Raw genomic sequence first — 14,202 nt, 5'->3', positions numbered from 1 at the left:
TTCATAAGTTGCAATTTAAAAACCTGTGCTAGGACTGATAGATATACTATAAATCCTTGAGTTTTACAGTTGATTTTATTGAATAAAAAATTGAAATCTTCAATTAAAACTTGATTGCTTTGGAACTAACTTAAGAGACAAATGATGTTGTCTTAAATACAAGTGAAGTTAACTATCAACTTAATTAACCACAAGTAACAATCTAACAAGAAAATGGCTAAAAACGAAGCTGATAATTCCGCCTTGAAAATTATTCCTTTGGGCGGTTTGCATGAAATTGGTAAAAATACCTGTCTTTTTGAGTATGACGATGAAATTGTCCTGTTAGATGCAGGATTAGCTTTTCCCACAGAGGCGATGCACGGAGTAAATATTGTTTTACCAGATACAACCTATCTGCGGGAAAATCGCCACAAAATTAAAGGGATGATCGTGACTCATGGTCATGAAGACCATATTGGCGGAATTGCTTTTCATCTTAAGCAATTTGATATTCCAGTGATTTATGGCCCCAGACTAGCAATGGCAATGCTAGAGGGTAAATTAGAAGAAGCAGGAGTCCGCGATCGCACAGAAATCAGAACAGTTTTACCACGTGATGTAGTGCGGATTGGCAAAAACTTTTTAGTTGAATATATCCGTAATACTCACTCCATCGCTGATAGTTTTACTGTTGCCATTCATACTCCCCTGGGTGTAGTTATTCACACAGGGGATTTTAAAATTGACCATACCCCAGTAGATGGTGAAAAGTTTGACTTGCAACGCCTAGCAGAACATGGTGAAAAAGGCGTTCTTTGTTTACTGAGTGATTCCACTAACTCAGAAGTGCCAGGATTTACACCTTCGGAACGTTCAGTTTATCCCAATCTGGAGAGAGTATTTAGTCAAGCTACTGGGCGATTGTTCGTTACTACCTTTGCTTCTAGCGTCCATCGCATCAACATGATTTTGGATATTGCCAAAAAGCAGAATCGTGTAGTGACAGTTGTCGGGCGTTCTATGCTGAACTTGATTGCTCATGCCCGCAATTTAGGTTACATCAAGTGTGAAGATAATCTGCTACAACCATTGCACGCTGTCCGCAATCTACCCGATGAAAGAGTACTGATTTTAACTACAGGTTCTCAGGGCGAATTGATGGCAGCAATGACCCGAATTGCCAACAAAGAACACCCTCACATTAAAATCCGTCAAGGAGATACTGTCGTATTCTCTGCTAACCCAATTCCCGGAAATACGATCGCTGTAGTCAACACTATTGATAAATTAATGATTCAAGGTGCAAAAGTGGTCTATGGTCGGGATAAAGGGATTCACGTCTCCGGTCACGGCTGTCAGGAAGAACAAAAGCTGATGATTGCCTTAACTCGACCCAAGTTCTTTGTGCCATTTCACGGCGAACATCGGATGCTAGTGAAGCACGCAGAAACGGCTCAAAGTATGGGCATTCCCGCAGAAAACATGATCGTTATTCAGAATGGTGATATTGTCGAATTGACAGAAGATGCCATTTGCGTCGCTGGGAAAGTGCCATCTGGTATCGAATTGGTGGATACTACTAGTTCGGGTATGGTAAGTGCCAAAGTTCTGCAAGAACGGCAACGCATGGCTTCAGAAGGCATTATCACGATCGCAGCTGCCATTGATTGGAATGGGAAACTGTTGGCAAAACCAGAAATTCACCTCCGAGGTGTAGTGACAAGTGTAGAGCGATCGCTCCTACAAACCTGGGTAAAACAACGAATTGAAGAAATCCTCACTGTGCGCTGGACAGAATTTGCTCCTAGCGAAAGTCAAGCAGCAGATATAGACTGGGGTGGATTGCAAGGTACTTTAGAGCGAGAATTACAACGTTCCATCCGTCGGGAATTGCAATGTCAGCCATCTGTGACTTTGTTGATGCAAATCCCTGATGAGCCACCTGTGAAAGTTGCTGATGGCAGAAGACGACGCACTCGGACTGCTGCTCAAGTAGCATCGTAGGGAATTTACGGTAAAATCTCAGGCAGAGGCGCACAGACGTAGAGTTTTTCTAACGTCTTTGCGCTTTGGCGTGAAATACAGTTTCTGAGTATAAGTATAGAAGCCGCAGCAGCTTGTATTTGCTTATAGTTATAGTTATTGGAGGCGATCGCTATGACTAAAACACCAATAAAAATTAGTACTCTTGAGGAATACATCAATTTTGATGATGGTACCGACAAGCGCTATGAAATTGAGGATGGGGTGCTGGTAGAAATGCCTCCTGGTACTGGCAAACATGAGGCGATTATCACCCTACTGTTAGTTCGCTTTTTTTTAGAAATTCAAAAAATGGGACTGCCTCTACAACCGCGCCCTAACGGTACAGAGGTGCTGACCAATAAACAACTTAGAAGACCTGATGTTTGTGTAATTACTAATGAACAGGCAAAAAGTATTGAGACTACCTCGGCTATCCTCAAAACAGCTCCACCCCTTTTAGTTGAAGTGGTAAGCCCTGAATCTATTGACAGAGACTATAACCAAAAAACCTTTGAGTATGCGGCGATGAGTGTGTTCGAGTATTGGATTGTCGATCCTTTGGAAAATAAAATAACTGTGTGTTTGCTAAATCAGAGCAGTTACAAGCAAACAATGTTTATCGAAGACCAACGGGTTGTTTCTCAAACGTTCCCAGAATTAACCCTGACAGCCCAGCAGGTGTTTTCACCTTAAGGTTGTTTGGTTCCTTTGCGTGAAATCAAAAAAATACTGGTTGCGTTCGTCGTTCGCGCAGCGTCTCCGACATGAGAAGACGTTGCCAAAGGCATCGCCTAAATTTTGTAATGTTCAACTCGGTAGAGCGATCTAACTTTTTAGCTTGCTGTCACCTCAAGCAATTCCAACCAATATCTCCTCATTTTTCTCGGCTGCTGAAAGATACAAATTTCTCCACCGCTCAAAGTCGTCAAGATACCATTCATTTCTTGCAAACAGTGTTTCAGGATCGATCTGTCGAAAAATTCTGGCTCCTTCACTGACTAGCTTGCGGGATATAAGTCCTAATGACTCATCTGTTGACAAGAGAGTTGGAGCAAGAGTTTGATCTCCAAACATGAGCTTTTCAACAATCTCATCGGCATTCGCAAACTTTCTTCTCGATAGCTCCTGCGACAAACGTTTCTCGATCTCAGCAGATGATTTTTCTAGTGATGCCGTTCTATCTTTAATCCCTGGATAGGCTTGACGAGTAAGCCTTAACTCAGACCGTAATTCAGCGATTATCCGATCTGTTTCTAGCTCAGATCCAAAAGTCTCTTGGTGTGTTTCGATAACATATTCAAGGATTTCGTTAATCTCTTCAGGCTCAATCTCAAAAAAGCGGAAAATACCGCAACCATAGGGGAAAAGAGAAACTACAAGGATGCTGAGTGCCTTTTCCCGTTGAAGGCATGCGTACAGCGGACTGTCAGGAGGAATTGCGCTGTAGAGTACAGAAACACCCATAAGCAAGCTGATCTGATTTTAATGCTTCAGACTATATCATTCTCAAATCGCACTGCCAACCTAAGTTTTGTGAAATGCAATTGATTCTAGTCGAGCAAAAATCTACTTCTACGGCATTCAGCCAGCAATGAATAGGACACACTTATGTGAGAAAGTGGGAACACGGAGAGGGAAAATGCCTTCTAGAATATTATTGATGTTTATACTTAGCAAAAATACTTTCAGAAACACCTTATATTAAGTTCTGTAAATGTTACACTAAAGCCTATCCAATGATGGATGTCTTTATTAAAATCTAAACTATGTCAAGTTATGAACAAGATCGTAATATTACACTACCGATCCCCAGAAAATTGCGATTAACTTGACGTAGTAATAAATTAGGTTCTGACTTAAGTGGCTAATCAGGTATTACATTATATCGCAGTCAGAACGCGATTTTTCCGGGAAAGTTCGTTGCCACGTTGTATATATTCATCAAAAAGGTGAATAGCCTCAATAACACAGAGGGTTAACCATGAAGGTATTCGACAATACCACAAAAAAGATTTTTCTGGCTAGCTGGGTATCAATCAATCAAGCAGAGACTAGTGACCACAAAGTAACCCAGCAAAACCATTCTGCTTCCAAGCCTTACTGGGATATTCTCCAACCCCTACGGCAACGAGTAGAAAACATTCAAGTTCGCGATCGCCAACTAGCTCACCGCTTGTGCAAACTGATTCCATCTCAGTGCCCCTTTGAGCGCGATGTCAAATTATTTGGGAAAAGCTTGTTTCACATCCCACCCATGTGCAAGCTCAACCCCTTATATGAAGAAGTGGTTGGTTTACGTTTCCGAGCGTTGTGCTATCTAGCCGACGAATGTAGCGAAGATGTATCACAGTACTGCTAATACTGAGATATGAGAGATGAGGTAAAAGTTATGAGTCAGGAGTAACAGGTCGGGGATCAATAATATAACTCCTAACTCCTAACTCCTAACAATTCTTTTACTATTTTTTTACTATTTCTTTTGCCATTTTTGGATGGCATCCTGAGCATCTTCGTAAGCGCCTGTCTCCTCTGGCACTAAAGCTGCGGTTGCAATTGCGGCATTACGTTCTCCTTCGGTGGCGCGACGCTTTGCCAGGTCTAAAATTTTCTCACTCCAGTTATTGATCGATTTTTGGGCAGTATCGAAGCCTGGTTGACCTGATGGTACTTTCTTGGCAACTTCGATCGCCCGATTGTAGGTAGATGCCTGTTCGGACTTAATTAAAGCATTAGCTGCATCTAAAAGAGTTTTGTTACTTACATACTGCTTACCCTCTAGCCGCCACAGGTTAATTGCTGCTTGTGCTTTGGCGTAGGGGGCTTCATCTTTGGTGATTAATCGAGCAGCAGCAATAGCGCTGGCATACTGTCTTTGTTTAGCACGACCTTCTGCTAAATCTAAAATCATCTGGCTCCAAATCTTAATATTCTCCTGAGCTTGTTCGTACAGTGGTTCACCGGGTTGAATTTTCCGGGCTGTAGCGATCGCCATGCTCAAATCGTTAGCCTGAGTTTGTCTGAGCGACATTTTCGCCAGGTCTAATACTGCTTGATTTCGCTTTTTTGACTGGTAACTAGAGGTTATTTGGGCGCTAGATTGGTTGTTAAGTCTTGCTGGTGGAGTGCGATCGCTTGGTAAATTCTCGACAACCTGGCGATCGCTAACAGTAGCATTGGGTGATTTACTTGATATTTGCTTAATTCTAAAAGTTTCTTGATTACGTAGAAAAACTACGGCAATTAAACCTGCTACCAGCAAGCTGCCTCCGCCCCACAAGATAAACTGTTTCCAAAAAGGGATGCTTGGCTGATTTGCTGGCAATCGAGACACGTAACCTTTGGAAGAATTGGGGATAAATCTTCCTCTGGTATTCACTCCCAAGGAAGTTTCCGGCATTGGCAGGGAAACTAAGCTGCCACCTGATTCCTGAACTTTTTTACCCTTCACCTGGAGCGAGGAGTTAACACTAGCTTCTCCTTGTCTGCCCCGATCTGGTGAAGTTTTAGAGGAATCGTCAAGGGGAGGGGCTGCAAGGGCAACAGCAAAAGATTCTTCAGGATAAATTATCGGTTCTGGTTGAAAATCACTTTCCATTGCCAATTTTGGCAAGATTACTTGCTGCCTTGATGGGATGATCGTGGCAGGGTTTTGGATAGGACGCCAGTGGTGGTGACATAATTTTGGCACGATCAGGCTTAGGTAGCTTTCTAAATCTGCCAAGTTGCTGCCATTACCAGAACGTAAAGCTTCTAACAAAGCTGCTGTAAAGAATCCGTGACCTAGTTCGCTACTCTCATGGGAAAATTGCTCTGGTTGGCAAGAAAGAATTGTCGCCAGTTGTAGCTCTTGGGCTAGTTCTATTGTTTCTTCACCAACGGGAGCATCCGCTTGAGTGCCAAAAGCGCGGTTGATATCGAGTAGTAGCAATACATTCAAATCGGCAAGTTGCAGACTTTGCATTAGCGATCGCAATTCTATACCAGTCTGTTGCACGAGTTCGGGGTTGCCCTCTGCTGGCATTAAGTAATCTTTGCCCTTGTAGTTGACTCCATAACCACTAAAGAATAACCACAGATAGTCTTCTGGTTGCCAACTTGTTGCTGCCAAATCTTCAAGTAGCAGCAAAATATTCTCCTTCGTCGGGTAAGTTGACCTATCCCCAATCGGCGGCGAAGTATCTGTCATGACTAGACAGTGCTTGGGGAGAAAACCTGCCTCTGCCACCAAAAAATCTTCTAGTGCCTCAGCATCTGCTTGGGCACAACTTAAAGGTTGAAATAACTGATATTGATTGATACCAATCGCGATCGCCCAGTAATTTGCCATCCCGCTCTTTGTCAGTTATTGTTGTTTGCTGGTCTTAAAATTGCGGTTGGCTTTGCCAAAAAAACAAAGCTAACCAATGTCTTATAGTCTAGGTGATTCTGATTGAATCTTAAGTTAAAATGTAATTTTTATGACGTTATTAAGCCGGAAAATACCTTTACCTAATTTCAATAACAGATCATTACTAAGGAGATAGAAGGTCATGAGCAAAATTTCTGCTCACCTACCATCATCGCTCGTTCCCTTTTCAGTTATTAGCCAAATTGCCAGAAGAATCCGGATAATTCCTTTAGTAGTTTTGCTCATATCTACTGTTCCTGCGTGGTTTTTGATGGAAGCGATCGCACCGCAGGTTGTGCGAGCTTACACCGCTAGAGTCGATCTAGCTATTGACCGCCTACCGGAAGAAAACTATGAAACCGTTCTCAGGAGGGCGGAAGCGGTCGCTAGGGCAGCTGCTCAAAGGAGCTTCGACCAAGATATCTTGGTGACAGATGTTTCCATCATTGTATCCGTACAAAATTATGGAGCGATCGCACCAGTCCTGACATTAGATGTCAGTCGTCCTCAATGGCGATCGCGCCCTGATGCTCAAAGTTGGGCTACTTACTTCAAAACTGCGCGATCTTTACTTTTCTTTGAAAATAACTCTAATCAAGTTCCAGCAGCTAGCGCTGTGTCAACGCCAAAATGACGGGTTGAGCTAGAAGTCCGAGCCAAAGCTTTCTTGGCTCGGAACCTTGGGTGACTTAAAGAAGGTGATTGTTTCTGTTCTTGCGTGTTTGCGTCAGTCTTAACCCAACTTACTTATTGCTGACTCAACTGTTGTCCTTGGCGTCAGTGGATGGCCTAGAATAAGAAGGTTGTCAAGAATCACGATATCTGCTGACATGGCTGTTCCTAAGAAGAAAACTTCCAAATCAAAACGAGATAAACGTCGAGCTACCTGGAGGCATAAAGCCGTCGTTGAAGCTCAGAAAGCCCTATCTCTGGGTAAGTCAATTTTGACTGGACGTTCTACATTTGTTTATCCAGCTGCTGAAGAAGAGGAAGAAGAATCATAATTTTTCAGTCAGGAAAAGCATGAACAGCACCGATAGATTTGATTGCCAAACTCAACAATCAAACTTGCGATCGCTAGATAAATGCTTTTTCTTAGCTTTCCTGATTGCATTATGAATCATAGACACTCTACATAAGCTCATTAGATCGAAAAAAATTGGTAGTGAGTAATTGGAAATATCCATTACCCATTACCTATCATTCAAAAGTTTATATAAAGAGTAAAACATCTGATACTGTTGGCAACTCAGCAAAAAAGCTTGTAAACATCTTGAGAAAACTTATTTTTCTCTAACTATGCTAGGAAAATTTTTTCAGAAACCAGGCAAAGAAGAAAGCGAACGCGTCCCTCCTGGTCAACATTTAGCTAAAGGTTTCCCGGTATTAACTTACGGTGAAACTCCCCAAGTCAGCACTGAGGAATGGGAGTTTCGAGTTTGGGGTTTAGCAAAATCTGCTACCTTTAGTTGGTCAGACTTTATGGCCCTACCTCAACATGAATTCACATCTGACTTCCACTGTGTAACGCGCTGGTCTAAACTCGATGTCAAATGGACTGGCATTAAAGTTACAGATTTCATAAGTCTGATTGAATTAGACCCAAAAGTCGCCCACATTATGGAACACTGCTATGGCGGCTACACCACCAATATTTCTGTAGAAGATTTTCTGCGCGAAGAAAACTTCTTTGCTTTTAAAGTCTTTGGTGAAGACCTTCCATCTGAACACGGTGGGCCGATGCGTTTAGTTGTACCCCACCTCTACGCTTGGAAAAGTGCTAAGTGGATTAATGGTTTGGAATTTTTAGCTGCTGAAGAACTTGGTTTTTGGGAACGCAATGGCTACCATCGCCGTGGTGAACCTTGGGCTGAGGAGCGTTACAGCAAAGCTTTTGGGTTTTAATAATTAATAGTTAAGAGTTAGAAGTTAGGAGTTAGGAATTTAGAGTTAAAAATTCATAACTCATAACTCATAACTCATAACTTTTTTTAACCTAGAAGTTTCTTGATTAGCGGCAATTTGCCCTGATATGGAGCGTATCGCCATTTCAAATCGAGCCAGAAGGAGTTTTGCAAAACACTTTTCTTATGGGAAAAGGTGTCAAAGCTAGCTTTGCCGTGATAGTTGCCGATACCGCTATCTCCCACTCCACCAAATGGTAAAGACGAGACACCAACCTGCATAACTGTGTCGTTAATACAAACTCCACCAGAGGAAGTTTGCTGCAAAACTTGCTTTTGCAGGTTTTTGTCTTGAGAAAATAAGTATAACGCCAAGGGTTTGGGTCTAGAGTTAATCAAAGCGATCGCGTCTGCAATGTCAGTGTATTCAATCATGGGTAAAATGGGCCCAAAGATTTCTTCCTGCATGACAGAATCTTCAAGTGAGACATTATCAATCAGTGTTGGGGCAATATAACGCTCTGAAGGTTGATTTTCTCCCCCGACGACAACTTTTCCATCTTTGAGAAAGTGAACTAACCTATCAAAGTGTTTTTGACTAATAATCCGGGCATAATCAGGACTATTTACAGGATTCTCACCATAAAATTCTTTTAAAGATTTTTCCAGACCATCTATTAAATCTTTCTTGATTGTTTTATTAACTAAAAGATAATCGGGGGCGATACAAGTTTGTCCAGCATTAATAAATTTGCCCCAAGTAATTCGTCTGACAGTGTGTTCAAGATTAATGTCAGTATCTACAATGCAAGGACTTTTCCCACCCAATTCTAAAGTCACTGGTGTAAGATATTTTGCTGCTGCTGCCATAATGATTTTGCCGACTGCTGTGCCACCAGTAAAAAAGATATGGTCAAACTTTTCTGCAAGTAGTTTTTGACTTGCTTCCACGCCTCCTTCAATCACTGCAAGATAAGCAGGGTCAAAATGTTTGGCAATAATCTTAGCAATGACATCAGACGTATGAGAAGCAATTTCTGAAGGTTTGATAATTGCACAATTTCCGGCTGCGATCGCACCTATTAACGGTGAGATAATTAACTGAAATGGATAGTTCCAAGGGCCGATAATTAAGACAACTCCTAATGGTTCTGGATAAATTTTTGCTGAGTAGGAAAAAAAATCCCAGGAAACTGCTGCTTTTTGGGGTTTAGTCCAGTTTTGAAGATGTTTGATTGCGTAATCAATATCCTTAATTACGCTGATTTCTGTAAGGTAAGTTTCCACTTCTGGTTTATGTAAATCCGCTTGTAATGCCTCGACTATCGATTGTTCATGCTCAATGATTGCTTGCTTAAGATTTTTTAGTTGTTCAATGCGAAAATTTACATCTTTAGTTTTGCCCGTTTGAAAAAAATCTCGCTGATTCTGGATAATATTGTCAATGTTAGATAATTCAGTGGTAATCATTGTTTTGTCCTATCAAAAAGTATTTAAGGCTAATGCTGTTATCTCAGAATATTTGATTCGTCAATTCTTAGCGTTTGATTTTATAATTGAAGTTTTGAGTTTAAATTATCGGTAGATAGTAGTAAGGTTATAAATTATGAATTATCATGATAAAAAACTCTGTAATTCATAATTTATAATTACTAATTTTCTCATGTTTTGATGGGTAGAAGCACAATAAATACACTACCTTTCCCCAACTCGGAATTAAGCAGAATAATACCTTGATGTGCTTCGACAATTCGACGAGCAAGGTACAGTCCTAAGCCACTACCAGAACTCTTGTGACTGCCCTGGCGAAATCGTTCAAATATGGTGGCTTGTTCTTCATGGGGAATACCTGGGCCAGTATCCGCTATTTCAATTCTAATGTAGTCAACGGAATTGGATTTTTCAGAGAACTGAGATTGATTACTTTTGTTGAACTGGGGTTGAGAAGTAAAACAAATAGTAATAGACCCAGCTTCGGTAAATTTGATCGCATTGCCTATAAGGTTGGTAAATAGACGATGCAGTTCCAAGCGATCGCCCATCACTGTGTTTGTGATTGACTCTTCAGTAACGTCCAAATTTAGGGACAGTGTTTTATCTTGAGCTAAGGGTGACAATTCTCCAGTCACTTCATCTAGTAATTGACCCAGATTAACTGGTTGAAACGCTAAACTTTTGCGACCCGCTTCAAAACGATAAACTTCCAATAAGGTATTGACCATAGAAAGCAGGTTGATATTGCTACGGGCCATGATAGCGATTACTTCCTGCATTTGCGTTGATAATGTTCCCAAAGCACCTTGCTGAAATAGCATCAACATACGATCTGCGGCTACCAAGGGAGTGCGTAAATCGTGGGTGAGACGGGAGACAAAATCTTCTCGCTGGCGGGCAATTTCATCACGTTCATCCATACTATGCTTCAAACGCAGGAGCGATCGCACTCGTGCCAGCAATTCATCTACTGTTACAGGTTTGCGGATAAAATCATCAGCACCCAAGTCTAGTCCGTGGGCGACGTTGGGCGCATCGTGGGCAGTGATCAGCAATATAGGGATATATTGCGGCAATTTCATCTCTCCACGAATGTGCTTGGTGACTTCGTACCCATCCATATCTGGCATCATCAGATCCAGCAGAACTAAATCACAAGGAGAAGCTTTCAATTCTGCCAAGGCCGAAATCCCATTTTCTGCGGTGCTAATCGTGTAACCCTCTTCTTCCAAAATAGTTTTGATCAAAAACACATTATCAGGAGAGTCATCGACAACCAGAATTTTATCAGAGCGAGAAGATTGTGAAGTCATATAGATGCAAGGTATGGGGTAAAAGTAAATTTTTGTAAGACTAGCTGTATTTGTAACAATTTGTCTGCCAAGTTTTTTAGTAAGCCTCCCTAGCTAAGAAGTATTTTTTACTATTAAATTATGGCTGGTAAAATTTTAGCTTTGGATACAGCAGATGGTGGAATGATTTATGTAGCCTTTGATGTATCGGTTTTCGTAGGGAACTGGAGATATAATTGCGTAGGCGATCGCCCAAGAGTTAAGAGTGCCTTCTGAGTTACTTAGGACAACATACTTCTTATGGTAGAGCGAACTTTCCCGTATTTAGGATAGGTTCTGTTCAGCATTCTGTACAATTTGTTTTCAAAATTAGAGCATAGAGGAAACCGTTGCCTCCTTCACAACTAGCCACTTGTGTCTAAATTGTTCTCTTTTGCTAGCTCCGGTAGAGATTTTAGAGATGTTTTGAGCAAAATCCAATCCAGATAGAGTACAAAAATCTGCATTTTCAGAAAATGGTTAAGGCGTTGGAAGCTTTTATCCGTCAACAGCCATGCCCAGATTTTTTCCAGTAGTAGCTTTAGGATAACTTCAATAGACTTGTTGATAACTAGGGGGATTAGTGTTTCTAGCATTGCGTTGCGATCGCCTCAGTTGCTTGACTGAGTTCAATGTCGCAATTTTCTTTTGTGGTTATTTATTTGACTTGTAGTGACTTAGATTGACTTGTCTTGACATATCTTGACTAACCGCAAATCTCTGTAAACGCGAGCTAGACTGAACTTTAAGGCGATTTCACATTAGGTATATGTCGTTACCAAGAGACTTCCTGACACAACTAGAGCAATACAGCGAATTATCAAACCGAGAAAAGGCGGTCTTTTTGGAAATCTTCAGTAATGGCAAGAGTCGAGTTCAAGTTACACAAACGTTCAATATCTCTGATAGCAATCTCAGTAGTTGTTTAACGGGGATTTACAAGAAGTTCTGTATCAATGGCAGTGGGCCTGTGAAAGAAACCCGCTTGCGAGAGTATCTCGAAAAGCGATATTCCCAGCAGAAACCTTCTGGTAGATCAACTGCTAACGTTGCAGAGAATGATATTGATGCTCTAGTTCAAGAAATCCGCGAACAGGTTAAACCCAACATTAAAGAAAAGTGTGGAACGATACATGTGCTGGATATGCCCCAGCCAATTGAATTAACTGGAGAGCGAGGCATCTATACCAACGTCAACATTCTGGAGAAAATCACAGGACGCAGGCGACTGGATATCCCTGAACTATTGCAAAACTGCGATCCAGAACACTTTGGTCACTTTGGACTTAGCCGAGTAACTGAGAAGCGAGTATCAGGGCTGGAAGTGGTGCAACGCTACAGTAAGCTGATGGTTTTGGGAAAACCCGGAGCAGGTAAAACCACATTTTTGAAGTATTTGGCAATGCAGTGCATTGAGGGGCAGTATTTGACAAACCGAGTTCCTTTATTCATCACCCTCAAGGCCTTTGCAGAAGCGCCCGAACAGCCAGATGTATTGAAATATATTACTCAACAATTATCAAGTTCTAAAGTGAATAATGCCAGCGTTAGAGCAGACCAACTGTTGAAACAAGGTAAGGCATTAGTGTTACTAGATGGGTTGGATGAAGTTCGTGAAGAGGATACGAAGCGTGTCTTACGGCAAATTTTGGATCTTTCTGAGCAGTTTCATACCAATCAGTTCATGATTACCTGTCGAATTGCTGCCAAAGAATACACCTTTGAACGGTTCACTGAGGTGGAAATGGCAGATTTTGACCAAAAACAAATCGCCATTTTTGCCGAAAACTGGTTTCGGTTAAGTGACCCGGTAAAAGGTGAGCATTTCATCCAAAAACTGGAAGAGAACAGACCGATCCAAGAACTGGCTACCAATCCGCTATTGTTAACACTGCTGTGTTTGGTATTTGGGGAAAGTGCAGATTTTCCAGCAAATCGTTCCGAACTTTATAAAGAAGGGTTGGATGTATTGCTCAAAAAATGGGATGCCAAACGCAATATTGAGCGTGATCAAGTTTATAAAAACCTGTCGCTGCACCGTAAGGAAGATTTGCTGAGTCAAATTGCCCTTACTACTTTTGAGCAGAAAGACTATTTCTTTAAGCAAAAAACAGTTGAAGCATACATTGCTGACTTCATTCGCAATTTACGTGATGCTAGTACTGAGCTAAAAGAATTGGAACTAGACAGCGAAGCTGTTTTGAAGGCGATTGAAGCACAGCATGGGTTATTGATAGAAAGAGCAAAGGGAATCTATTCTTTCTCTCACTTGACGTTTCAAGAATATTTCACTGCTAGGGAAATTGTTGCTAATTCTGCCTGGAATAGTTTGGTGGAACATATTACTGATAAACGCTGGCGGGAGGTTTTTTTGCTTACTATAGGCATGATGCGTAAAGCTGATGAATTGGTGCTATTGATGAAGCAAAAAATTGATGAACTGGTTGGAAAAGATGAGAAGTTACAGCAATTCTTAAAATGGGTTAGTGAGAAATCTATTACAGTTGATGCTTCCTATAAACCAGCTGCCATTCGTGCATTCTACTTTGCCCTTGATAACCCTAATATTCATACTATTAACAACAGTCTTTCGCCTGCTATCGATAGAGAAATCCATGCTGTAGGTCAATTTATTGATAGTAAAATATATAACGTTGGTAAAGTTCCTGATAAGAAGCTGAAAGATTTTATTAACCTTGCTATTGATAATCTACTTAATGGCGCCCTTTTCGATGCTAAAATAAATCCGACTAGAATCGAATTTAGACGTATACCTTACGGCTCTAAATTTTCTAGGGAGACTAATTTGATTTCTGGTTATCCTCTATTTTTAAGAAAACTTGATCTTGTTTCTATTATGGCTCCAGAGATTGAGCAAAAATTTAAATTACTTAGAGGTCAGTTACCTAACATAACTAGTAGCAAAGAAGAACATAAAAAATGGTGGAAAGCTAATAGTTATAATTGGATTAAGCAATTACGAGGCAGGGTTAGCGCGTCTCAAACCCTATTGACAAAAGGACTTGCCTGATAGGCAATCAAGTTGGAAACAAAGTGGGACTATCCGGGCTAGGGTAAA

13 protein-coding genes are annotated in these 14,202 nt (G+C 41.2%); 8 read left to right on the top strand and 5 right to left on the bottom strand.

Annotated features, from left to right (window positions below; translation table 11 throughout):
* The first annotated feature begins 213 nt into the window (after positions 1-213).
* Positions 214-1,986 carry a ribonuclease J gene (locus tag V7K41_RS31080; protein WP_334854356.1) on the top strand — a complete coding sequence of 591 codons (1,773 nt, stop codon included), beginning with the start codon at positions 214-216 and terminating at the stop codon, positions 1,984-1,986.
* Positions 1,987-2,139: 153 nt separating this feature from the next.
* The gene (locus V7K41_RS31075) at positions 2,140-2,700 is read left to right on the top strand and encodes a Uma2 family endonuclease (protein WP_334854355.1); all 561 of its coding nucleotides are present in this window, start codon (positions 2,140-2,142) and stop codon (positions 2,698-2,700) included.
* 156 nt (positions 2,701-2,856) lie between these two features.
* Here V7K41_RS31075 and V7K41_RS31070 read toward each other — a convergent pair whose 3' ends face one another.
* Complete coding sequence (locus V7K41_RS31070; protein WP_334854354.1) at positions 2,857-3,471, bottom strand: hypothetical protein; 615 nt, start codon at positions 3,469-3,471, stop codon at positions 2,857-2,859.
* A gap of 517 nt (positions 3,472-3,988) precedes the next feature.
* Here V7K41_RS31070 and V7K41_RS31065 point away from each other — a divergent pair.
* Positions 3,989-4,366, top strand: coding sequence for a Mo-dependent nitrogenase C-terminal domain-containing protein (locus V7K41_RS31065; protein WP_334854353.1), 378 nt, complete (start codon positions 3,989-3,991; stop codon positions 4,364-4,366).
* A 111-nt stretch (positions 4,367-4,477) separates the two neighbouring features.
* Here the strand turns inward: V7K41_RS31065 and V7K41_RS31060 are convergent, their stop codons facing one another.
* On the bottom strand, positions 4,478-6,334 hold the full coding sequence (locus tag V7K41_RS31060; RefSeq protein ID WP_334854352.1) for a caspase family protein: 1,857 nt from the start codon (positions 6,332-6,334) through the stop codon (positions 4,478-4,480).
* 202 nt (positions 6,335-6,536) lie between these two features.
* On the opposite strand from V7K41_RS31060, the gene V7K41_RS31055 reads away from it, so the two are divergent.
* The 3 genes from V7K41_RS31055 (at position 6,537) to V7K41_RS31045 (ending at position 8,299) form a co-directional block, all read left to right on the top strand.
* The gene (locus tag V7K41_RS31055; protein ID WP_334854351.1) at positions 6,537-7,028 is read left to right on the top strand and encodes a hypothetical protein; all 492 of its coding nucleotides are present in this window, start codon (positions 6,537-6,539) and stop codon (positions 7,026-7,028) included.
* A gap of 196 nt (positions 7,029-7,224) precedes the next feature.
* A complete protein-coding gene (gene rpmF, locus V7K41_RS31050; RefSeq protein ID WP_094328804.1) occupies positions 7,225-7,398 on the top strand; it encodes a 50S ribosomal protein L32 in 174 nt (57 codons plus the stop codon).
* Between the two features lie 295 nt (positions 7,399-7,693).
* Positions 7,694-8,299 (top strand): sulfite oxidase-like oxidoreductase, encoded by a 606-nt coding sequence (locus V7K41_RS31045; protein ID WP_334854350.1) that lies wholly within the window; start codon positions 7,694-7,696, stop codon positions 8,297-8,299.
* 86 nt (positions 8,300-8,385) lie between these two features.
* Here V7K41_RS31045 and V7K41_RS31040 read toward each other — a convergent pair whose 3' ends face one another.
* Both V7K41_RS31040 and V7K41_RS31035 read right to left on the bottom strand, forming a co-directional pair.
* The gene (locus V7K41_RS31040; protein ID WP_334854349.1) at positions 8,386-9,768 is read right to left on the bottom strand and encodes an aldehyde dehydrogenase; all 1,383 of its coding nucleotides are present in this window, start codon (positions 9,766-9,768) and stop codon (positions 8,386-8,388) included.
* Between the two features lie 191 nt (positions 9,769-9,959).
* Positions 9,960-11,105, bottom strand: a complete 1,146-nt coding sequence (locus V7K41_RS31035) for a hybrid sensor histidine kinase/response regulator (protein WP_334854348.1) — start codon at positions 11,103-11,105, stop codon at positions 9,960-9,962.
* A gap of 120 nt (positions 11,106-11,225) precedes the next feature.
* On the opposite strand from V7K41_RS31035, the gene V7K41_RS31030 reads away from it, so the two are divergent.
* Entirely contained in the window at positions 11,226-11,360 is a 135-nt protein-coding gene (locus V7K41_RS31030; RefSeq protein ID WP_334854347.1) for a hypothetical protein, read from the top strand.
* Positions 11,361-11,488: 128 nt separating this feature from the next.
* On the opposite strand, the gene V7K41_RS31025 is transcribed toward V7K41_RS31030, so the two are convergent.
* The gene (locus V7K41_RS31025; protein ID WP_334854346.1) at positions 11,489-11,719 is read right to left on the bottom strand and encodes a hypothetical protein; all 231 of its coding nucleotides are present in this window, start codon (positions 11,717-11,719) and stop codon (positions 11,489-11,491) included.
* Positions 11,720-11,892: 173 nt separating this feature from the next.
* Here V7K41_RS31025 and V7K41_RS31020 point away from each other — a divergent pair, with 173 nt between their 5' ends.
* On the top strand, positions 11,893-14,154 hold the full coding sequence (locus V7K41_RS31020; RefSeq protein WP_334854345.1) for an NACHT domain-containing protein: 2,262 nt from the start codon (positions 11,893-11,895) through the stop codon (positions 14,152-14,154).
* Positions 14,155-14,202: the final 48 nt, after the last annotated feature.

The organism is Nostoc sp. (genome assembly GCF_036917415.1).
Lineage (GTDB): Bacteria > Cyanobacteriota > Cyanobacteriia > Cyanobacteriales > Nostocaceae > Nostoc.
The sequence above is the reverse complement of the archived record's forward strand: the minus strand, read 5'-3'. Positions and strand labels throughout refer to the sequence as shown.

Bases quoted from the DNA above. Each gene is read 5' to 3' on its own strand.
- V7K41_RS31045 (WP_334854350.1), top strand. From the start codon at position 7,694: ATGCTAGGAAAATTTTTTCAGAAACCAGGCAAAGAAGAAAGCGAACGC.
- V7K41_RS31030 (WP_334854347.1), top strand. From the start codon at position 11,226: ATGGCTGGTAAAATTTTAGCTTTGGATACAGCAGATGGTGGAATGATT.
- V7K41_RS31040 (WP_334854349.1), bottom strand. From the start codon at position 9,768: ATGATTACCACTGAATTATCTAACATTGACAATATTATCCAGAATCAG.
- rpmF (WP_094328804.1), top strand. From the start codon at position 7,225: ATGGCTGTTCCTAAGAAGAAAACTTCCAAATCAAAACGAGATAAACGT.
- V7K41_RS31025 (WP_334854346.1), bottom strand. From the start codon at position 11,719: ATGCTAGAAACACTAATCCCCCTAGTTATCAACAAGTCTATTGAAGTT.
- V7K41_RS31075 (WP_334854355.1), top strand. From the start codon at position 2,140: ATGACTAAAACACCAATAAAAATTAGTACTCTTGAGGAATACATCAAT.
- V7K41_RS31060 (WP_334854352.1), bottom strand. From the start codon at position 6,334: ATGGCAAATTACTGGGCGATCGCGATTGGTATCAATCAATATCAGTTA.
- V7K41_RS31055 (WP_334854351.1), top strand. From the start codon at position 6,537: ATGAGCAAAATTTCTGCTCACCTACCATCATCGCTCGTTCCCTTTTCA.
- V7K41_RS31070 (WP_334854354.1), bottom strand. From the start codon at position 3,471: ATGGGTGTTTCTGTACTCTACAGCGCAATTCCTCCTGACAGTCCGCTG.
- V7K41_RS31065 (WP_334854353.1), top strand. From the start codon at position 3,989: ATGAAGGTATTCGACAATACCACAAAAAAGATTTTTCTGGCTAGCTGG.
- V7K41_RS31080 (WP_334854356.1), top strand. From the start codon at position 214: ATGGCTAAAAACGAAGCTGATAATTCCGCCTTGAAAATTATTCCTTTG.
- V7K41_RS31020 (WP_334854345.1), top strand. From the start codon at position 11,893: ATGTCGTTACCAAGAGACTTCCTGACACAACTAGAGCAATACAGCGAA.
- V7K41_RS31035 (WP_334854348.1), bottom strand. From the start codon at position 11,105: ATGACTTCACAATCTTCTCGCTCTGATAAAATTCTGGTTGTCGATGAC.